The organism is Vibrio sp. 5S239 (assembly GCF_041439575.1).
GTDB lineage: Bacteria > Pseudomonadota > Gammaproteobacteria > Enterobacterales > Vibrionaceae > Vibrio > Vibrio kanaloae.
Genome location: NZ_JBGOOM010000002.1, coordinates 215446 through 239456 on the forward strand (window position 1 = coordinate 215446; position 24011 = coordinate 239456).

The following is a 24011-nucleotide window of genomic DNA, read 5'->3' on the forward strand; positions in this document are numbered from 1 at the left end:
TCGTTATAATGAAACCACTAAGTTCATATTTACTCAGTAAGCACATCACCCGTTTTGATAAGCTACCCATGAGTAATAACGTTCTGCTGCACTAGCGCATCCAAAATATCCGAAGGCATGGTACCACCTAAGGTTAGCTGAGGAGCAAGATCTTCAACCACAATCACTTGTTCCGTGGTGCCTAAATTATCAGACTTGATCGTAAGTTCAATATCATCCCCTTCGACTTTCGCGTCGATCTGTTGCAGTAGCGCCGTCATGTCTGGAGATGTGTTCTTCAACTCTGGTAGTACTTCACGCAAGTCAATCTGGTCTCCTTCAGACAGGCTGAAATCGGTGATGGTATCTTCAACGCCATCTTCGATATTAAGCCATACGAACGAATCCATTCCATTGCCACCCGTAAGGATATCGGAACCACCTCCCCCAATAAGTGTGTCGTTACCGTCACCACCAATAAGAGTGTCATCACCCGATCCACCTTCCAGTCGGTCATTTCCAGAGCCCGCAATTAGGTCAGTCGTATTTGTGCCAGCTAACAACTGAACATCATCGGTTTCAGAAGCTAGGTTAATATCGGCCGCGTCAGACACAATGTTCAGGTTAAGGTCTATTGAAGCCGATGTCGCCGTATCGTTGTTGTCAGTCTCTTCAGAAACCGCTTCAACTTTAAGCGTGTAGTTACCTGGAGTTTGAGTAAGCCCGACCGCTTGCAAGCTTTCAATTGCATCCGCCGTTGCAATCCAAACACCGCCGCCAAGATCCGTTACAGAACCAGCAACACTGGTAATTTGAGCGCCAGCAGGTACATCACTGATATGCAACGTGAGCTCTTCTGTAATGTCCGTTAAGGCCGCGATAATCCCAACCAAAGGAATACCACTCGCACTGACAGACTGACTCGCAGTAATGTTTCTCACGTAGTTAGTCGAAGTATCGATAGACAAGGTTGGCGCGTTCGCAACTGACGTAACCGCGATATTGTAAACCACAGGTGCCGTCTCTATCGCGATACCTGAAGGGTTACCACTGTCTTTAGCGACCACTTCTAAACCAATGCTATTGGTTGGAGACAGGCTCGCATCAAGGTAAACCCCACTAGGACTGGTTGGTGTATCAATCAGCGCATTCAGATCGCTCAGAGTACCAACTAAGATGACTGTACCGGTGTTATTACCGTTGACCACCACCGTCGTCATTGCTGGAAGTGATACATTCAATGTGCCGTAATCGACCGTCAGCGTGACTGTCATTAGGTCATTGGCATATGAATCAACATAATCAGGATCACTGACATTGATGCCACTCAATAACTGACCTGCATCCTCATCAACCATAGAGGTGACACTGTCACCATTAATCACCGGTGTATCGTTCACTCCATCGACAATCGCTGTAATCTCAGCCGTATCCGTTAGGAAGTCATTAGTGCCGTTCGTTGTACCGTCGTCTTCAACAGTATAAGTGAACTTAACGTTACCGTTGTATTCATCAGCAGCCGTAAATATCCAGTAAGGGCCTGTAATCGTAGCGTCATCAGCACCACCTACGTTCTCAAAGCGCTGTAACTGGCCTTGGCCTTCATCGAGCACCAGATTAGTCACGGTAATAGAATCGTTTTCCGGATCGCTCGTCGCGGCAATTAAGTCACCCTCTTTGATGATCAATTGACCTTCTTCAAGCATGGTACCCAAATCAATATCAGATGCCGTTGGTTGGTCGTTAACTTCAGTCACCACAAGACTAATTTCAGCGTTATCAGTTAGGAAGTCATCCACACCGTTGGTGGTACCATCATCAATAATCGAATAACCAAATTTCACATCGCCATTAAAATCATTAGCTGCAGTGAATATCCAGAACGGTCCAGTAATCGCAGGATCATCTGCACCGCCAGTATTTTCAAAGCGTGTTAGCTGACCTTGTCCTTGAGTCAGGGTCACACCCGTGACGGTGAGGTTGTGGTTTTCAAGATCAGAGCTTGCTGCAATTAAGTCACCTTCAACGATAACAAGCTGGCCTTCCTCGGCAATCGAACCTAAATCAACGTCTGTCGCGGCAGGAGCATCGTTCACTTCCGTCACCTTAACGGTGAACGTAGTTTGATTAGTTTGAGCAGTACTCGGATCACCCGCGTCAATCAGACCGTTATTACCGCCGTCATCGAGGGTCGCATTGATCGTGACTAAACCACTCTGGTTGAGGTAGTTCTGGTCTGGATCTGGCTTGAACGTCACTGCTCCATTGGTCAATGCAGTATTGATGTCCGCTTCTTTACCCGTAATCACCAATGAGCCGTCAGGTTGCAATACAAACGTCACGTCAGGAGAGCTGTTAAACTCAAACACACCCTGTGCTCCCGGCAGTGTTTGATCAACTTGCAACGTAAGAACATACGGAGCGTCTGGATTATCAAAGTTAGCATCAACGTCGTAGATACTAAAATTGTCGACGGCAACACTAATGTCTTCAGATGTTTCAATATTCGTTACGTTTACAAAGATAGGTTGATCGTTAATAGGATCGATCACCAAATCAACATCGAAGCTGGTTGGCGTACCCAAATATTCGGTACTATCGGCGTCAGCATCCACAGAGCGAACGGTAATCTGCAGCGGGCCATTGATGCCTAATACATTACCCGTATCGCTATTGTGTTCACCTGAATTGAATACGATCTTATCAAGTGACTGCGCAGCAACATCCAGTGTCCAAATCCGTGTTACTGGATCATAGCTGCCCAACGTGGTGCCGTCTGGATAGTATATGGAGGCTCCTTGAGGCACCCCTGCCACTTCGACTCTAAGTGTCTCTGGCGCATTCTCGGTATAAGTGCCGCTGCCCGTTGCAGATAGCTCTTTATCCAAAATCGTCGCATTGATCTCAATATCAATGTTTTGTCCTTCATTGCCTACAACGGAATCTGTTGGATTGGTATCTACATCATCACCAACAGGCACCACATGCAGTTTGAAACTCGGCAAGTTCGCCGCCGCAGTCGGTACACCAAGCAAAGATTCTTGAGTAAAGACTTCCACACCAAACTCAGCAGTACCACTGAAGTTTTTAGGTGGTAATATCGATAACTCACTAAGGTCGAACGAAAGCCCCAAAGCTTGAGGAAGCTTAACACTCCATTCCCCGTTGCCGTTATTCTTGACTGTATATCCAGACCCTGCATCTGCGTTCATCAAAAACCCATCTGGCACACCCGTAAACTTAATCGAAACGAACTGCTCAGAGCCATCGAGGTCGGTCAAAGCTATCGATACAGGTCCGGTCCCTGCTAACGAAATTAACTGATCTTCATTACCTGTTATTTCAATGATATCTGGGTTACTACCTGGCCCCGTGACCTGCACATCATCGACAACGGGGACAACATCAAAGCTCACGCTGGTATTAAATGAATCTGTGTCTGCTGCCGTACCTACCGGTGAGGCAGGATCATTATAATTTGCGGTATCAGTCACTGTACCGCTGACATTCACTTGCACCTGATTTACGTCATTCCCTGTAGGGTAGTTTGTTACTGCCCTAAAGAGCACATTATCTAATGCACCTGCCGCGATTTCAGCCTGATTAAACGTGACAGATGTACCTAATGAGGTACCTGTATTGTCATAAAACGCACCTATAGAAGGGTCGTCCAGCGTTAAGGTAACGGACGTAAACTCTTCTTGACCGCCTTCAACGCCTGAAACCTGATCTGAAATGGTTGAATTGAAGTCAAGCTGGATATAGGTATCTTCATAACCGACCGTATCTTGTCCACTCTGCCCATCGGTATCGACAGGGTTAAACGAATCGTCAAGCGAACCAACGACAGTAACGTCAATATCTGGGTTACCTTCAACATCAGGAGCAACTTTTATAACCACATCGGTCACCGAAGTTTTCTCATCCCCTGAGAGCATATCTTTAGTCACAATGGTGATTGGTAATCTAAAGTCGCCAGAGTAGTCAGCTGGCAAGTTAAGAAGCAAACCAGAGAAGTCGGTCGAGACCCCTTGATCGACGGTAGTCTGGAATACATATTTCCCGTTAACAAAGTCGAGGTCGCTGCTTCCCGATAAACTAATTGGGAAGGTGACTTCGTTCGCCGCTCCTGGATTAATGGTCACACTGTCATCAATAATGATGGTCACTTGATCAGTTGAATCATCTTCGCCCGAGAACGTAATTAAACCATTCAATGCCGTACCTAGATCTAACTGGGTGTCCTCAATCGCATCAACAACACTGTCTGGTGTTATATCAATATCGGCTGCAACCTTAGTACTCCCAGCCACCACTTGAGGGAATGACAGAGTGACTTCTCCGTCCCTACGAGCGGCCGTAGATGACTCAACCTCAGCACCATCACCTCGGTCTATCACAGTGCTAAAAATGTCCATCTTGATGTCATTGAACCCTCCAGCCCCGCTGTTTCCTGAAGGAAGAACAAGGCCGTTCGGTGCACTGATGCTAAATATGTCTTCATTCGTTACAACCCAGCGCCCATTACCTTCATAAGCAGCGCCAATAACGAGCAGTTGATTGAGTACAGCATCTGATAGAGCCGAGTCGTCCACATTTGTTAATTGAATAACTAACTGATCCACTTCTTCGATAGCGGACGAAGCATCTGTTTCTTGATATCGAATGACGAACTCATCCGTAACCGATGTATTATCGCTATTGGTAGTGAACTTAAGCACGCCAGTGTTTGCATCAGCAACTACGGTTGCTAGTGCTCCAGTTCCCAGCACATCATCGACGATAAGCTTGTTGCTCGCATCTTCAGGCTCAACAACTGGCGTTACCACAACCTTAATCGTACCTGTAATCGTCGCGGTAGCGATTCCCTGACCAGGATCAGTCGCATCAACATACTCATGATCTCGCTCTTCGATCATGACAACCGTATTAAGCGTAAAGTCGGTGCTCGAATCTTGTTCGGGTGTGATCTGAATAAAATTATTGTTCAGTGCAATTTGAGTAAACTCTTCTGCCGTCTGCCCACTCTTCGGCGTAATGGTTAAAGTGCCTGCTGAAGCATCGTAAACCCAAGTTACATCGCCATTAACCACAACACTTTCAACATCTGTCGGAATGGCACTGATCACAATAGAAGTGAAATGCTCATCATCATCAATATAATCAGTACCCTCTGGGTGCCAATCAATACTGATCGCCGTATCTTCATCGCCATTAGTGACTGTGCTGTACGTCGTTGAGGTATCGATTCTAGGTTCGACTAGCACTCGCACTTCTTGGTCAAACGTAAGCGTATGACCGTCATTCTCAGTCACGATCACTTTACCCTGAATGTGAATGTTCTCTGTTGAAGAATCGACAGGTCTGATGCGGATTCCTGAGGTTTTACCCGCGTCAGTGATGTTCGCTTCGTAGATAGGTTTAGACAGATCAGGGCTACCACCCGGACCAGTTTCGTAACCGACAAAGTTAAGGTCAATAATGGTACCGTCACCGTCTTCCAGAATAACGCCATCAGGAATACCCGAGAGGATAACGGTTATGGATTCTGAACCGTCATCAGGTAATGGGGTTTGATCTACAGCTGCAGGATCAGGTCTTCTCTCTCCCGACAACACGGTGAAATCAAGCTCGGCGTAGCTATCTCCATTCTGGCTCTCTTGGATCGTGGTTTGCACACCACTTGCAGGGTCAGGATCGGTATCAGGTATTGCAGTCCATGCCGTACCGCTAGTACCGCCGTAAGGAATATCTGCGACACCTTTAACTTCAACGTTAACCGTTTTAGTCCCTAGGATTTCTTCATCAACTTGTGCGCCAGTAGAGAGGTTCGCGGTGTCTTTAACCACACCGGTTACATCAAAAGTAAAATCGACATTGCTGTGTTTAGTCGGAACGATCTCTACATTGGCTAAGTCGGAATACGCCACTTCCTGATAATCAATACCGTTAATGGTGATTGTAGGAACTGGGGTCGTAGTTCCAAGGAAATAAAGCACCGCCCCTTCGGTAATATTACTGATACGAACAAATAGCTCTTCTGAGCCATCAGTGTCCACTGAGCCGTTCATTGTGATGACTTCGTCTAGCGTGAAGGCATCTTTGTTGTCCAGAGGACCTAGGTAGTCTGGGTCATCAATATTGTCTTCGTTAATACGAATCCTGTTAACACTGAATGAACCAGGATCCGCGTCGGCAGTCACATCAATGATAATATTTTGCTCAACAGAGCGAGCGGTCGTTTTGTCTAACCCGCCGTTAGCTGAATCATCGTATGGGTTACGTGTCTCTTCCGTAATTGCCGTTGCTTTGAACTCAATTTGCCCAGAGAAGTTATCGATTGGGTTGACGACAGTGCTATTGATATCGCCAGCTGCAATAATATAAACACCATTAACGGGCGTTAACAGATTGCCATTTTGATCCAACAGCTCAAACTTCCCATCACCCTGAATCGCTTCAAGTTCATAGGTAATGGTTTCAGTACGGCTGTTATCTTGAGACTCTGCGTTCAGCTGCAGCGTCACATTGTCCTCATCTTCATTCACTTGATATTGATAAGTGCTATTCGCATCATCCCAAGTCGCAATGTCAGCAACCGCTTCAATTTCAATTCTAAAGTTTGAGTTTACGGTGTGGTCTAGCGAACCATTATTATCAATCTCGAGTTCGTAGTTAATTCGTACACCATTGTTATTCGAACCGTAATTTTGGTCTGGAACAAAGAACAAGTTGTCGATTGTCGCGATGGTGTCTAATGGTTGGTTCGTACTTGGAGCAAAGCTCTGCTGCATTTGAGGCGGACCAAACAAGATATCACCGTTTGGCTCTGCCACTAATTTGTGATATTCCACGCCATCAAAGTAATAGAACGTCCCTCTGTGATTGCCACTCTGGATCGTCAGTTGGCCAATGGACTCGTTGTTATCTTGGTCCTTCAGGTTAACCTGTAACGCAACTTGTGCAGGAGCATCAGGTAACCCACTTTGATTATCTTGGGTATTCTCTAGGCTTGGGGCATCTCCCGTTGCGTAAGGGATTGTAGAGTCTCTACCCGCATCCTCAAACGTAGTCACTTTCAGCGAGATTGCTGAAGACTCTTCATCCGTAATCGTGATGTTCAATGGCGTAGATGACGTATCTAAATCACTGTCTGTCGCAATCACATTGATCGAGAAGTCGATAGTGTCTCCATCATGATCGAGATAATTGGTCGCTCTAAACTCCACTTCACCATTGGAATTTATGCGCAGTCTACCAAGCTCACGAGTATCGATACCGCCACTACCATCGTCGGTTTGTTCGTACACTCGTACTTGTTGGCTACCGCTATTTAAATCGAAACTGCTGCTGTACGGCCCGTTGTTTCCTGTACGGAAAACAATATCTGCACCATTACTGGTAATGCCCTCAATTCGACTCAGTACCGCGCCATCCGCGCCGACATCCGTCGCATTAGCAAACATGTCAACTTTGGAATTACCATAGCCCTGGCCTTCAATTCGTGTGATCGATTGAGTTGTCACCAATGGAACATCATCAGTCACCGTGATTTTCAAATCGATCGCGTTTGATTGGTCTTGATCAAAATCTTCTGCAACAACAGAAAAGTTAAGGTCAATCGCGTTTTCATTCGCGCCATCAGGGTGCTTAAGGGGTTTAAACAATTCAAACTGATAGCTGTTATCCGAGGTATCGAAAATAATCTCAAACACAGCTTCATTACTCGTTGCAGTTTGAGCAACGTAAGTAAATGTTGTGCCGCTTTGTGAAACAGCTAGCCACTCTAAACTTTCTCCGTCGGAGGTTAAGCCAGTCAGAGCCAAGTCTTCATCAACCAGTTCATACTTCACAACACCATCCGCGCCTTCATCGACAGTGAACAGGCCATTAATAATGGTGTCTTCAGATTGATCTGAACCAATACCAGTAAGATCGTCTTCATCGACAACCGTTTCACCCGTTGGCGCACTCATTACTGGTGCATCGTCTAGCACCTCGATTGGCAATACGTATTGGTTAGAGTCATCACCATCACCATCAACGGCAACAACATCAAACGGTATTGTTAGTGTATCGAGGTTGCTCGGTGTCGTGGCGTGATTGAGAGGGCCAAGCAAGGTGAACGTGTAAGCACCATCATCAGTCAGCACTAATGTGAAAATTGGCGTTCCGCCTGGGTCAGTTGCACCTTGGTAGATGGTCGTGTTAGCAGCACCTGTGATCTCAGTGATCTTAATACCTTCATTGCCAGACGATAACGTCGCTTCTAGAGTTGAGATATTGCGTAGTTCGTAAACCTCAACTTGGTCGGCACCTTCGGTGGTAACAAACGAACCCGTCGCTTGTGCCAGAGAACCCAAATCATCTTCATCAACCACAAACGTACTTGCGACAGATGTGTCAGTAATGGTTGGCACATCATCAGTAATGGTCACTGTTAGCGGTTTCACAGCTGAGTCAGTGTTGTCTTTGTCGACAGCGATCACTGGCAAGGTAAATATTTGATCGTTATTACCCTGTACTGGCAGGTGATCTAACTCTTCCAGTAAGGTGAATGTGTACTCTCCTAGAACCAGACTGCTAAAGGTGATGGTGAAAATATCCGTTTGGACACCCCCACTTTCTACGAAACCAATATAGTTCCCACTGTTGGCAGGATCTTCTTTTAGCTGAACCACCAAACCATCTGCCTTCAGATCGCCAGACGTGTTGAATTGAGTGGTATCAATACGGAAGTGGCTCACATCGTCACTTCCAGCTGTGAAAGTAATGGTTTCAGTTTGGCTAACAGGTAAACCCGGTGAAGAACCATCAATCAGATTTGCTTCTTCCAACGCGACAGTCGGTACGGTGTCGATAGTTGGTGGCGCGCCATCGGCAATAGTTAACGTCACGGTAGACGTCACGATATCGCCATCTTTATCTTCAGATGTCACCGTAATGGTCTTGACGATATCGCCACCAGAGTGGTCTAGATTGCGATTAGGTTCAAAACGCACATCACCTTCAAGCGTGATAAACAAAGAACCTTCTGCAAATACAAACTCTTGCTCACCAGTGTTGGTTTGCACCAGAGACTCTTCAAGTTGGCTGCCATAGGTAAACTTAGTGATTGTGGCACCATCTGCACTTTGTGTTGGCATCACATCAAACGTTGTTGTTGTCGGCGTCCCAGTACTTGGTTCAGTGATGCTAAGCACACCAGACTGCATTAACTGGACATCATCGGTGATGGTTACTGAAAGCGGTTTAGACGCTGAAATATCGCCATCGGTGTCTTGCGCGTAAACAGAAAGATCAAAACTCAGATCGTTATTTCCTAAGCCATCAACGTGATCCAAACGCTCAAGCAGCGTAAAGGTATACTGGCTAGGATTAGTATCATCAAAATCTAGGGTGAATATGATTTTCTCACCACCCGAACCATCCGTCGTAAACGCAATGTAGTCGCCAGAACCCGCAGGCTCCTCACGTAAACTCAATTCAAGGCCATCAGACTTCAATACGCCGTTGGTATTGAACAGCCCAACTTCGACGACTATTTTTCCAATGTCATCACTGCTTGCTAGCGAGGTGATAGTCTGAGTCACACTGACAGGCGTTCCGCTAGGTGTCGAACCATCCGCAAGTAAGCTTTCCGACAAGCTGACACTTGGCACAACGTTAATTATTGGTCCATCGCCATCAACAATCGTAAGCGTGACTGTTGATGAAAAGGTATCTTTATCAAAGTCAGAAGACGTAAACACAATCGACTTAACAATGTCGCCCGCAGAATGGTCTAGATTTCGGTTTGGTTCGAACCTTACATCACCGCTTAGCGTGACAAACAGTGAGCCTTCAGTGAAGGTAAACTCTTGCTCGCCATTGTTAGTTTGATCCAAGGTGATCGCTGAACCGCCACCAAAAGTAAACTGAGTAATGGTCGCCCCATCAGCACTTGGTGTAGGCATTACATCAACAGTAGCAGTGGTTGGTGTGCCAGAATTCGGTTCTGTGATGCTTAAAGTGCCATCTTGCATCTGTTGAATGTCATCTTGTATCGTTACCATGACATCGCGTTTAACCGAATCATCACCATCGGTATCAACGGCGTAAACAGGCAGGTTGAAGTTGAGGCTGTTATTAAGATCACCATCAAGGTGATCTAACGCCTCAATCAAAGTGAAGGTGAACTGCCCTTTATTAACGCTATCAAAGCTAATCGTGAAGACATCGGTTACATTACCTGCCCCATCATCGGTATAGCCAATGTAATCACCTGGAGAAGACGGATCTTCTTTTAACTGAACAACAAGACCATTTGATTTGAGTAAGTCGCCAGGATTGAACTCGTTGGTTGCAATTCTAAAGTGGCTTAAATCATCACTACCCACGGTATAAGTGATCGTTTGTGTCGAGCTAACCGCTGAACCTCTCGGCATAGAGCCATCAGCAAGACCAACTTCCGATAGGTTAATATCTGGCACTACATCGATAACCGGATCAATTCCGTCTTTGATCGTCAAAGTGACATCCGCGGTATCGGTATCGTTATCAAAATCACTGGTCGTCACGACTATCGTTCTCACGATATCGCCAGATGAATGGTCTAGATTTCTGCTTGGTTCAAAGCGCACCTCACCTTCAATCGTGATGTACAGTAAGCCATCGGTTACGGTAAAAACTTGTTCTGTAGACACAGTTGGGTCTAACGTAACAGCCGTGCCACCATCGTAGATAAACTGAGTCACTTTCGCGCCATCAGCACTCTGTGTCGGCATAACGTCGATTGTTGGCGTGGTTGGCGTACCTGCTGCTATATCAGCAAGTGAAGGCTCAGTGATACTTAGCACCCCATCTTGAACGCCTTGCACATCATCGGTGATCACCACGGTCATTGGCGACATTGCAGAATCATCACCATCGGTATCAACCGCTAAAACAGGGATATCAAAACTTAGAGTATTGTTTTGTAATCCATCTGCATGGTCTAACGCTTCAAGCAGTGTGAACGTGTATTGCCCTAGATTGGTTGTCGAGAAACTGATCGTGAAGACGTTGGTTTCTACGTTAGAACCGTCCTTGACGAAGCCAATGTAATTACCAGAATTCGCTGGCTGCTCTTTTATCTCAACCTCTAAGCCATTGGACTTTAAAGCTCCAGACGTATTGAACTGTGCTGGGTCAATTCTGAAGTGACTCACATCGTCACTACCCTCTGTGTAGGTAATAACTTGAGTCATCGTCACTGGATTACCGGTTGGCGAAGAACCGTCAGCGAGATCCACTTCTGAGAGCGTAATTCCAAGGACTAAATCGATCGTTGGAAGATCACCATCGGTAATCTTCAATGTCACGGTAGATGAGACGATATCACCATCAAGGTCAGTAGATGTAACAACAATCGTCTTGGTAATATCACCACTCGTGTGATCTTGATTTCGCACAGGCTCGAATCGTATCTCACCTTCTGTGGTAATAAATACAGAACCTTCAGTGAACACAAACTCTTGCTCGCCATTCACATTGAGATCAAGGCTTTCTGCACTGTTTCCATCAAACACAAATGAAGTGATTTTTGCTCCATCTGCGCTCTGATTTGGCATCACGTCCAGAGTATTCGATGTTTCGACGGCTCCCGCAGGCTCGCGACTGGTTATTGTTCCGCCTTGCATCAACTGCACATCATCACCAATAGTCACGCCAAGCTGAGAGACTAACGAATCGTCGCCGTCACTATCCACCGCATACACAGGCAGATCAAAACTCAGGTCGTTGTTGCCACGTGCATCTTGATGATCCAAGGCTTCGATTAAGGTAAAGGTGTATTCACCTAAGGTTGTCCCAGAAAAACTCAACGTAAATACTGTGGTTACCGCATTCGACGAGCTGGTTGTAAATCCGATGTAGTTGCCCGACCCTTGCGGATCTTCACGTAATTCAACAGCTAAACCATTCGATGTAAGTGCATCGTTGGTATTGAACTCTGTTGGTTCAAGGCGGAAGCGAACCACATCATCACTTTGATTGGTGAAGGTGATCGTCTCGGTTTGACTTACCGCACTGCCACTTGGGGCAGAGCCATCCGTCAGGTTTGTTTCAGATAAGCTAACCGTTGGAATAACATCAATAGTTGGAATAGCACCATCGGTGATCGTTAACGTAACGGTTGAAGTGACTGAGTCTTTGTCGAAATCGCTTGAGGTCACCACTATCGACTTAACAATATCGCCGGCCGTATGGTCAAGATCTCGATTAGGCTCAAAGCGAACTTCACCTTCGAGGGTAATGTACAATTTACCTTCCGCGAAGATAAACTGCTGTTCGCCTGAAATATTTTGATCGAGGGTCTTTACGACGCCATCATAAGTGAACTGAGTGATGGTCGCGCCGTCAGCACTTTGGTCTGGCATGACATCAAAAGTGGCCGTGGTCGGTGTACCAGCCGCTAAATCAGCGACGGTCGGCTCGGTAATATTGAGCGCACCATCTTGCATGATTTGAACATCATCACCAATCGTCACATTAAGTTGCGATATCAGTGAATCATCACCATCGCTGTCTACCGCATAAACAGGCAGTTCAAAGCTCAAATCGTTCTTATCTAGGCCATCAACATGGTCTAGCGCTTCAAGTAGAGTGAAAGTGTATTCACCTAACGTGGTTGAAGAGAAGCTAATGGTAAACACGGGGACTTCAGCGCTCGAACCGTTGGTAATAAAGCCTATGTAAGTGCCCGGATTAGCAGAGTCTTCTTTTATCTCGACCGCAAACCCATTCGATTTCAGTACACCACCGACATTAAACTCAGTTGGTTCAATGCGGAAACTCGTCACATCATCACTTTGGTTAGTGAAAGTAATCGTCTCGGTTTGACTTACTGCGCTACCGCTCGGGCTAGAGCCATCGCTAAGGTTAGTTTCAGATAGAGTAACGCTTGGCACGGCATCGATGGTTGGGATATCACCATCGGTAATCGTCAGCGTAACCGTTGCTGTCACGGGGTCGTTATCGAAGTCACTTGAAGTCACCACAATCGACTTCACGATGTCTTCGCTCGTTGTGTGGTCTAAATTACGATTTGGCTCAAAACGCACGTCACCTTGAAGAGTGATGAATAACTCTCCTTCCGTAAAGCTGAACTTTTGCTCGCCATTGTCAGCTTGATCAAGTGTTCGAAGTTGACCATCGTAGGTGAACTGAGTGATTGTCGCGCCGTCAGCACTTTGCGTTGGCATCACATCGATGGTATTGGTCGTTACAGTGCCACCAGCCAAATCAGCAACATTCGGTTCAACGATATCTAATGTGCCGTTTTGCATGATTTGAACATCATCACCGATAGTCACATTGAGTTGAGACACCAACGAATCATCACCATCTTTATCAACAGCGTAAACCGGCAGGTCAAAGCTTAGGTTATTATTTCCTAGCCCATCAACGTGATCTAACGCTTCCAACAGTGTGAAGGTGTATTGACCGATATTGGTATCCGAAAAACTAATCGTGAACACGTTCGTTTCAACATTAGGCGCCGTCGTCACAAAGCCGATGTAGCCACCCGGCGTACTTGGGTCGACTTTCAACTCAACCGTCAGTCCATTCGATTTTAGAAGGCCACCAATATTGAACTCAGTAGGTTCAATACGGAAACTCGTCACATCATCACTTTGATTGGTGAAGGTAATCGTCTCAGTTTGACTGACCGCACTGCCACTTGGAGCAGAGCCATCACTCAGGTTGCTTTCAGATAACGTAACACTTGGTACATTATCAATCGTTGGAATATCGCCATCGGTAATGGTCAGCGTAACCGTTGAAGAAACAAGATCGTTATCAGAATCGCTTGAAGTCACCACTATTGATTTAACAATGTCTCCACCAGTGTGGTCAAGATTGCGATTAGACTCGAAACGCACGTCGCCTTGTAGGGTGATATACAGCGAACCCTCAGCAACATCAAACTTCTGTTCACCCGTATCGCTTTGGTCAAGTGTTAGTACCGCTCCACCATCGTAGGTAAACTGAGTAATGGTCGTTCCATCAGCGCCTTCTTCATCAAGAACATTAACCGTTGTCGTGGTCGGCGTAGCTGCCGCTAAATCCGAGACCGTTGGCTCTTCAATATTGAGTGAGCTATTGACCATCACTTGAACGTCATCGGTGATCGTCACCGCCAACGGAGACATCAGAGAGTCGTCACCGTCGCTATCGACGGCATAAACTGGCAAGTTAAATGTTAGGTCGTTATTGCCTTGAATCGGCGTGTGGTCAATCGCTTCGAGAAGCGTAAAGGTGTATTCACCCAAATTGGTACTGCTGAAATCAAGAGTGAAAACGGTAGTTTCAGTATTCGAAATATCAGTCGTGAAACCGATATAATTACCCGACCCCGCAGGTTCTTCCCTAAGCTCGATAACCAGACCATCGGACGTAAGAGAATCGCCAACGTTAAATTCACTAGGCTCTAAACGGAATTTCTCAACATCGTCACTTTGGTTGGTGAAAGTGATCGTCTCGGTTTGACTAACCGCGCTACCACTCGGGTTCGAACCATCACTCAGATTCGTTTCAGATAAGCTAACCGTTGGAATAACATCAATGGTTGGGATATCGCCATCGGTGATCGTCAATGTAACCGTTGAAGTCACCGAATCTTTATCGAAGTCGCTTGAGGTCACCACAATCGACTTCACGATATCTTCGCTCGTGGTATGGTCGAGATCGCGGTTGGGCTCGAAACGCATTTCGCCTTCAAGGGTGATGAACAAGCTACCTTCCGCGAAGTTAAATTGCTGCTCGCCTGAAATGCTTTGATCGAGTGTGTTTACGACACCGTCATAAGTGAACTGAGTGATGGTCGCACCATCTGCACTTTGATCAGGCATTACATCAATGGTGTTGGTCGTTACAGTGCCAGCAGCCAAATCTGCGACGGTTGGCTCGATGATATCTAACGTGCCGTCTTGCATGATTTGAACGTCATCACCAATAGTCACATTAAGCTGAGACACCAATGAGTCATCGCCATCGCTGTCTACCGCATAAACAGGAAGTTCAAAGCTTAAATCGTTTTTATCTAGGCCATCCACATGGTCTAGCGCTTCAAGTAAGGTAAAGGTGTATTCACCTAACGTAGTAGCAGAGAAACTAATGGTGAATACTGGGATTTCAGAGCCAGAACCGTTGGTAATAAAACCGATGTAAGTGCCCGGGTTAACTGAATCTTCTTTTATCTCAACCGCAAACCCATTCGATTCCAGTGCCCCACCGACATTGAATTCAGTTGGTTCAATACGAAATTTAGCTACATCATCACTACCAGCAGTAAAGGTAATCGTCTCGGTAGCGCTGACCGCACTTCCACTTGGAGAGGATCCATCAGCAAGGTTGGCTTCTGAGAGAGTAACAGGCGGGATCAAATCAATAATTAGGTCTTGGCCGTCAGTGATACTTAGCTCAAGCGTTGAAGTGTCAGTGTCTCCATCACCATCTTCAGCTAAAAATGAGAACTGTTTTACAATAGTTTCACTGTTTGTGTGGTCAATATCGCGCGCAACTTCAAAACTAAAATCGCCATTTAGTGAGATGGTTACAACACCCTCAGTAAAACTGAATGTTTGAACAGCATCTGGCAGCAAGCTCTGATCTAGTGAGTAATCAACACCATCATAGTTAAAAGATTGAATTGTTGAGCCATCAGCGCCTTCAAAATTAAATAGGTTGTACGAAACAACCGTATCACCAGTCAACGTTGGTTCATCGACAGAGACAACGTTATCCACTAACTCAACAACATCATCTTTTACATTAACGAGAATCTCTGCGGCTTCTGGTGTACTCGAACCGCCAGATAGTGCAGAACGATCCCCATCCGCATCTACCGCATAAATTGGCAGTGCAAAAGTTAATAACGCATCTTCAGCGCCTTGATGAGACAGTTCTTCATAGAGGTTAAATTCATAGTTACTCAATGATGGGCTATCAATTTTTACGTCAAAGACCGTAATTCTTGTGCCGTTTACCTCAACATAGCCTTCATAAGTACGTACGCCATTAGTTTCATCAACCAATTCGAGTAACACAACCTCACCGTTAGATATCAGTGTGCCACCAGTATTAAACTCTGCAGGTTCAAGTTCATGATGATCGATAATGTCACTATCAAAAGTCTCTGAGGTAACACTGCCACTGCCTGATACTGTCGCAGTTCCCTCCTGAGAACCGCCAACAATACCAGCTTCATCAACATCGATACTGTCGACATTGGTAATAACTGGTTTAGCACCATCTGAAATAGCGAGGTTGATGGTATTGGTTACCACATCTTGGTCAAAATCAGTAACCGTGATTGGCAAAGAGAAAGACAGCGAATCAGTACCAACTTGCTCTATCGGTCTCAATTGCTCAAATCGATAGGTACCGTCAGTATCTAAGCTAACGGTTAAAATAACGTCACTGCTACCTTGAATTGACAGCGTGATGGTACTGCCATCAGCAGACAACGATGCAACGGTCGCCTGATTATCGCTGAGCAACCCATCAAACTGGTCCAGTGCACTTGAATCAAATACGACTGATTGAAGATTATCACTGCCAATATTGGAGAATGTCCCTTCGATTGGAGCATTGCTTGTTTCTACGTTATTGATATTTACACTTTCAGCAGACGGATCGACCCCATCAACCACGGCAACTTGCGCATTGATTGGTGTTGCTAATGGGTTTCCGGCGGTGTCTTCACCTTGAATATCAAAAGTGATGTTAATTTGATCGCCTGTATAGGAAACCTGACCACCACCAACAGACGTTACGTGATCAATTGGTTGAGAAATCGTTGTGGTCAGTGAAAGCTCAGCGTTATTTCCAACACTAACAACATCGATGTCGATGCGTAATACTTCATCGGAGCCTTGAACACCAATGATAGAGTTCGTCGCCGCATCATAAGTAAACGTAACGGGTTGACCACTTGAGGTAATATCACTGTTTAGCTCTGTGAGTAGCGAAGCGAGAGACAGTGCTTCTGGAACAAAAGAATCAGGGGAGAGCGCTAAACTACCAGCAATAATCGTTTCGGTAGTTGTAATAGATTGGGGATAGGTATTACCAGAAATGGAGCCTTCAGTGAGCACTTCACTGATTGATTGACCGCCCGATGAACGGGTTATTGTTCTGAACTCTTCTCGGTCTTCATCAACCGTTTGTTCTGCTAGACCTGCTGTCTCAAAAAATGTCGACGGATGAGTTTCTGTGTAGTTATAGTCAATCGTCACAAAGCCAGCGTTTGCAGAACCTAATCCGCCACCCGCAGCCGTTGCTTCTAAGATTTGGGTCGGATCGGCGCCACCTAAAATCGCTTCTTGGATTGCAGCAAATTCATCATCATCAAAATTTCCTGCATCGGCTTGCTGTAAGTCAAAATTAACTTCTCCAGCGATCGGAGCATCAGCCCACGCTAAGTCTTGATCAACACAACCAACACAATTACTTGCCACTTCAGTGACATCGTTTGGGGTACCTAATAAAAGCTCTGCTTGGTTTGCAGTGATAACAATCTCGTTTTCACGAATAATATCGCCAACTGAAATTTTTCGTGCGCTTCCGTCAGACTTAACCGCAATGACTTCTCCACTCACTGCCTCTACAACTGCAGCTTGGCGCGAAACTTCAATACCCATATATCCCCCGAGGTCACAAAATGCTGTATTGCCCAACATCGTGAAAATGATAGTAATAACGGTTTCAGGCTTAAATTATATTCAGAATTTATTCTCTGCATTAACAATCAATTACGTAGACTGATGTATGTGATGCGTTAGTTCCGTTTCGCCTGTTTTCTTTATAGTTTACTTAACCTTAAGCCTAGTCTTCCTTATCCGAAATGTCATGTCTGTGCGAAGTGACTTCTTTTCACAAATCTAGGCATTCACTTTAGTTTGTTCATGGACTAAGCAAAAGTTTATAGGGTGTTGATTAGTATGCAATAAGATGCACATATTAATTACACCTCAAATTTTTATAACTATATACAGTAATCAGATTGATAAATCATTACCAAATATGGGGTATTAACTCGGGTGAGCTATACGCTCATAACAAAGCAAAAGTAAGTCTCAAATTTGAGACGACATGCAGAACAAAGTCGATGTAATTGCAATCAAAGTTAGTAAAACAAGCTGCATATACCGTAATTATTGGGGTATTAAATCTCGCTGTAAAAAACGAATTCACTTCTAAAGGTTCGCGACTTTGCCTCCATACACAAACTAAAAAGCCCACCAAGTTAAACCTGGTGAGCTTGTGAATCAGTATGCAGTGTTATGTGCTTTGCTATAAAAGATTATGACTTAGCCAGGCGATTCGCCGTCCAAACATAAAGCAATTCAAGAGCAATCGTAGCGCCAGCCAATGCCGTAATCTCGCTTTGGTCATACGCTGGAGAAACTTCTACAACGTCCATACCAACCATGTTGATTCCTTGTAGACCACGGATAATTTTCAGAACTTTGTCTGAATTCAAACCACCGCATACCGGAGTACCTGTCCCCGGAGCAAAAGCAGGATCGAGACAGTCGATATCAAACGTTAGGTAAATTGGCTTATCACCAACAATGTCTTTCACTTGAGCAATGATCTCGTCCACGTTCATGTCGTTCGCTTGCATCGCGTTAATAACGTTAAAGCCGTGGCCTTCCTGCTTGTACTCTGTACGAATACCAATTTGCACTGAATGTTCAGGCGAAATTAAACCTTCATTTGGCGCATGGTAGAACATAGTACCGTGATCGTAACGACTGCCCTGACTGTAAGTGTCAGTGTGCGCGTCGAAGTGAATCAGAGCCATCTCACCGTACTTCTTGCCGCATGCTCTAAGCAAAGGCAGTGTAATGAAGTGATCGCCACCTAAACCTAACAGAGTTTTACCACTGTTTAGAATCGCATCAGCAGCCGCTTCTAAACGCTGAGTTAAATCTTCAGCATCACCGCAATCAAACACAAGATCGCCAGCATCAATCACTGAGGTATGTTCAAATACATTGAAGTCCCAAGGAAACTTTTTGCCTTCCCACGCCAAGTTTACAGACGCACGACGAATCGCATCCGGTCCCATACGAGCACCCGGACGACCAGACGTCGCCATATCTAACGGCACGCCCAACACAACCACATCAGCGTCGTTGTCGATTGGGTTTTGAACTAATGGACGACGCATGAACGTCATCGCATTGGAGTACAGCGAGTAATCTGGTTTGGTAAATAGATCGTTCATTAAGAATCCTCAAGATAGGTGTAACCCATCAAGCCTTGCTCTAACTCTTCAAGTACGCTTTGCTGCTCTTGCTCTGGTACTTTTGCTGTTACCAATTCTTTGTAGTTCTGACGAATTAGGCCCATATCAATGTGAACATAACGCATCATGTCTTCAACCGTGTCGCCTTCGTTGATGTAGTCGATGTTTGCTTCGCCGCTCTCATCGACATTCACCACGACACTGTGCGTATCACCAAATAGGTTATGCATATCACCCAAGATCTCTTGGTACGCCCCTACCAGGAAGAAGCCCATTAGATATGGTTCATCTGGGTTCCACACAGGTACTGGCAATGTTGTTTCAATACCTTGGCCATCAACATACTGGTCAATCGTACCGTCAGAATCACATGTGATATCCAGTACTACCGCGCGTCGCTCGTCCGCATTATCCAAACCGCTCAGTGGCAACACAGGGAACACCTGATCGATACCCCACGCGTCTGGCAGCGATTGGAACAACGAGAAGTTCACGAAGAACTTATCAGCCAAACGCTCGCTCAACTCATCCAAGATTGGACGGTGGTAGCGGTTCTTAGTACTCATTCGAGAGCTAAGTTCGTAGTTAATACGCAAAGACATCTGTTCTGCCCAAGCACGATGCTGAAGGTTCAGCATGCCTGTCGCAAATTGGTTGTGTGCTTCTGCGATATCACTTTGCGTGTCGTTGTAGATCTCAATTAGTGCGCGGTCATCATTACCTGCATCTAACTCCAAGAAGTTCTTCCACATGTTATTTAGCAACAGTGGTGCGTCTGCTTCTGGCGCCGCCATGTCTTCTGGCGAGTAGCTTTCGGTACCAATCACGTTAGTCACTAGTACTGCATGGTGCGCAGTCAGTGAACGACCAGATTCCGAAATAATCACAGGCTGTGGTTGATTGTAGAGTTTACAAATATCCCCTACTGTCATCACGATGTTGCGAGCGTACTCAAGCAAACCGTAGTTCATTGAGTTTGAAGATTGACTGCGTGTGCCGTCGTAATCGACCGCCAAACCACCACCCACATCTAGGTACTTCAGTTGAGCACCTATATCACGCAGTTCACAGTAAAAACGAGCCGCTTCACTCACACCATTTCGCACATCACGAATATTCGCCATTTGTGAGCCAAGATGGAAGTGTACTAGCTCTAGAACATCCAGTTGATCTTCTGCTTTCAAGCGTTCAATAACGGTCAATACTTGTGATGCAGACAAACCGAATTTCGACTTCTCACCACCACTTGCTTGCCATTTACCTGCACCTTGAGATGCAAGACGAATGCGTAGACCTAAACGAGGTTTCACGCCAAGCGCTTTTGCTTCAGAAAGGACAAGATCAAGCTCTGACAACTTCTCTAGAACGATAAATACTTTGTGGCCTAGTTTTTCGCCAATAAGCGCAAGACGGATGTATTCTCTGTCTTTATAACCATTACAAACGATCACTGAGCTCGCTTTTTGAGCCAGCGCCAATACCGCTAATAGTTCAGGTTTGCTGCCCGCCTCTAGACCTAATTGCTTCTGCTCTAATTGAGCTTGGCTTGCTAAGATCTCGTCAACCACTTCTTTTTGTTGGTTAACTTTAATCGGGTAAACAAGTAGGTAACGGTTATCGTACTGATATTCGTCGATCGCTTGGTTGAATGCGTTACAGATATTGTGTACACGTTGATGCACTATTTGAGGAAAACGCACAAGAGCAGGCAAACCAATATTTCGCTGCTCTAACTGTTTTACGATCTGACTTAGCGGAACTTGATGATCGGTTTCGCTCGGTGAGACATACACCTCACCGTTATCATCAATTCCATAAAAACCTTGGCTCCAGTGCTTTACATTATACTCAGCACGGATGCGTTCCAAATTAACCGAATTTTCCAATTCTAGAGACCTCACACTATAGGGCCATCGACAGAAGATACCTCTTTGGAATAGCGAGGTATAACCCAACAAAAAGCGTTCAAAAACGATTTGTTGGCTGCATTAACCGATATTATTAAGAGTGAGTCCAACCATTGATATTTGTGGTTACGATTACGTTTTTTTATCGACGATCCGACTTAAAGTGACAGGTAAGGTATTACAAGGTTTTAGGCCAAAAAACAGGCTGAAGCGCATTAGATTTAAAGCACTTTCTAACATTAAATTAGGGAGAAAAAATGTGCAGGAACCATAAGATTTTTAGTAAATTGAGTGAGGTTAAGTCAGAGTTGTGACAAATATAAGCACTTCACAACCTGAACTCTCGCTATCACCAACACAGCTTGTATCCCGCGATTCGATGCCGATAAACACTTCATTCTTCCTACTAGAACTCGCTCACTTCAATGTTGTAACCGCTCAATTTTTGAACTTTTCTCGCGCATATCTTGTATTCGATTCGATCTTCTTGTAATTTTAACCGACCAATCAATCGGTCAGCTTTCGAATTTAGGGGATACCATGAGCCATAATCTAGACCTTGAACCAACCACGTCGAACACCAACGACATGGATCAAATATTCAACCGACAAAAAGATCACTACCGCAGTAATGTTAATCCTACGCTTGAGCAGAGAAGAGAAAACCTCTCAGTACTAAAAGCGTTGTTAATGCGCTATCAAGAGCAATTGATTGAGGCAGTATCTGAAGATTATGGCCATCGAGCAAAACACGACAGCTTGATTGCTGATATCACCCCTTCTCTTCACCAGATCAATTACAGCCTGAAGAACCTTAAGAAGTGGTTGAAGCCATCTCGCAGAAAAGCAGGCTTAATGCTAACACCCGCGAAAATCACCGTTCATTATCAGCCAGTGGGTGTTGTCGGCATCATTGTTCCTTGGAACTTCCCGGTCATGCTCTCTTTAGGGCCCCTCATCACTGCGTTTGCGGCCGGTAATACTGCAATGCTCAAGATGTCTGAGTTCACTCCAGCGACAAACCGAGTTTTGAAAGCCATGTTGGCTGAAGGTTTTAATGAAGATCGGGTTGCGATTATCGAAGGTGAAGCGGATGTTTCCGCGAAGTTTAGTCAGCTCCCGTTTGACCATATTCTATTCACAGGATCGACCGCTGTAGGTAAGCACGTAATGAGAGCGGCAGCCAACAACTTAACGCCAGTCACTTTGGAATTGGGCGGCAAGTCTCCAACGATTATTGCTCCTGACTTTGATGTCGCTGACGCCGTTGAACGCATCCTGTTTGCAAAAAGCTTAAACGCTGGCCAGATTTGCGTGGCACCCGATTATATCTTATTGCCACGAGAAAAAGCCGACGCGTTTATCACAGCTTATAAGCAGTACTTCAAAAAACTATACAAAGCTGGCATTGAGAGCAAAGACTTAACCTCAGTGATCGATATGCGCCAATACAATCGTTTGAAGGGTGTGATTGCAGATGCTCAGTCTAAAGGCGCGGTTATTCACACGGTAACCGAACAAGCACAGGACGATGTAAACCACAGAATGACGCCGCACCTTCTCACCGAAGTGAACGATGAGATGCTCGCGATGCAAGAAGAGCTGTTTGGTCCTGTTCTGCCTATCGTGCCTTATGATTCCATCGAAGAAGCAATCAGCTACATTACAGAGAGAGAACGCCCACTGGCTCTGTACCTAATGAGCCATAATAAAGAAACCCAAGACAAGTTTTTATCAGACACACACTCTGGCGGCGTGTGTATTAATGATTCTTTGGTGCATGTGGCTGCAGAAGACGCGCCATTCGGTGGCATCGGCCCTTCAGGCATGGGACACTATCACGGCATTGAGGGCTTCAAGACCTTTAGCCATGCCAAAACCGTTCTAAGCAGAGGAAAAATCAACTTCACCAAGTTAATGCATCCTCCTTACAACAACCCAATCAAGAAACTGATGTTCAAAGTACTCAATAGATGATCACCAAAAGACAAAAAATCCTAGATGCTGCACTCCTGCTCTTCTCTCAACAAGGGCTAGAGGGCACATCTACCGGACAAATAGCGAAAACAGCTGGTGTGGCGAAAGCGACGTTGTTCCACCACTTCGAAAACAAATCTCTATTGATTGATGAACTGTTTCGCGAGCTGAAGCTAGAGCTATTCTCGACCCTTCAACTGCACACTGATGTGGCAATAGAAGATCGCTACCAAGCTTTTAAGTTCATGTGGATCACAGGAATTGAATGGGCATTAGAAAATCCGGTTGCGATGAAGTTCTTTACCAATGTTCATTTCGACCCAACGACCCAAACTCGAGAAGTAATTGTTTCACAGATGTTCGCATCGCTAGACGAGATCATTTTGAAAGGGCAAGAGGATGGTGAGTTGATGGTGTTAGACATTAACCTTGTTAGGCACTTCATCCATAGCCACTTTCTGATTTGTGCAAACTGGCTGATTGAACAAAGCGAGTCTCCACCAGAACAAACATCGAAGTACATCAACGATAGCTTTGATATGTGTTGGCGAGCCGTTGGCGGACAAACCAAGTAGCTTTAGCTTTAAGCCCAAGGCTCTAAGCTATAAGTTCTAAGCCCAAAGATATAAGTTCTAGACTCAATTTATTTCCAATAATGCTCATTAAAGCGCCACACAGGCGCTTTAATTATTTGAACACAATTTAATCACCTCAGCATATTGACTCAGAGTACGTTCTTTCAGTACCATCCCACCATCATTTCAAAAGAGAATAACGCCATAATGAAGTACTAACATCCTGACATCCGATTTATTTTTATAAAAATCATTTGGACACTCGGGGTTAGTGGGCGTTACTTCGTCATCTAT

General features: G+C 45.3%; 5 protein-coding genes. 2 read left to right on the forward strand and 3 right to left on the reverse strand.

Features of this window, described 5'->3' with window-relative positions; genetic code table 11:
* Positions 1–62: 62 nt before the first annotated feature.
* The 3 genes from ACED48_RS03125 to speA form a co-directional block, all read right to left on the reverse strand.
* Positions 63–17645 (reverse strand): retention module-containing protein, encoded by a 17583-nt coding sequence (locus ACED48_RS03125; RefSeq protein WP_371692176.1) that lies wholly within the window; start codon positions 17643–17645, stop codon positions 63–65.
* Between the two features lie 662 nt (positions 17646–18307).
* On the reverse strand, positions 18308–19237 hold the full coding sequence (gene speB / locus ACED48_RS03130; protein WP_017055202.1) for an agmatinase: 930 nt from the start codon (positions 19235–19237) through the stop codon (positions 18308–18310).
* Positions 19237–21144, reverse strand: a complete 1908-nt coding sequence (gene speA / locus ACED48_RS03135) for a biosynthetic arginine decarboxylase (protein ID WP_032547855.1) — start codon at positions 21142–21144, stop codon at positions 19237–19239. The genes speB and speA overlap by 1 nt, the downstream gene beginning before the upstream one ends.
* Before the next feature lie 561 nt (positions 21145–21705).
* Here speA and ACED48_RS03140 point away from each other — a divergent pair.
* A complete protein-coding gene (locus ACED48_RS03140; RefSeq protein WP_017055200.1) occupies positions 21706–23142 on the forward strand; it encodes a coniferyl aldehyde dehydrogenase in 1437 nt (478 codons plus the stop codon).
* Positions 23139–23717 (forward strand): TetR/AcrR family transcriptional regulator, encoded by a 579-nt coding sequence (locus tag ACED48_RS03145; RefSeq protein WP_017055199.1) that lies wholly within the window; start codon positions 23139–23141, stop codon positions 23715–23717. The genes ACED48_RS03140 and ACED48_RS03145 overlap by 4 nt, the downstream gene beginning before the upstream one ends.
* Positions 23718–24011: the final 294 nt, after the last annotated feature.

Coding starts and splice junctions, on each gene's coding strand:
- ACED48_RS03125 (WP_371692176.1), bottom strand. CDS start 17,645: ATGGGTATTGAAGTTTCGCGCCAAGCTGCAGTTGTAGAGGCAGTGAGT.
- speB (WP_017055202.1), bottom strand. CDS start 19,237: ATGAACGATCTATTTACCAAACCAGATTACTCGCTGTACTCCAATGCG.
- ACED48_RS03140 (WP_017055200.1), top strand. CDS start 21,706: ATGAGCCATAATCTAGACCTTGAACCAACCACGTCGAACACCAACGAC.
- ACED48_RS03145 (WP_017055199.1), top strand. CDS start 23,139: ATGATCACCAAAAGACAAAAAATCCTAGATGCTGCACTCCTGCTCTTC.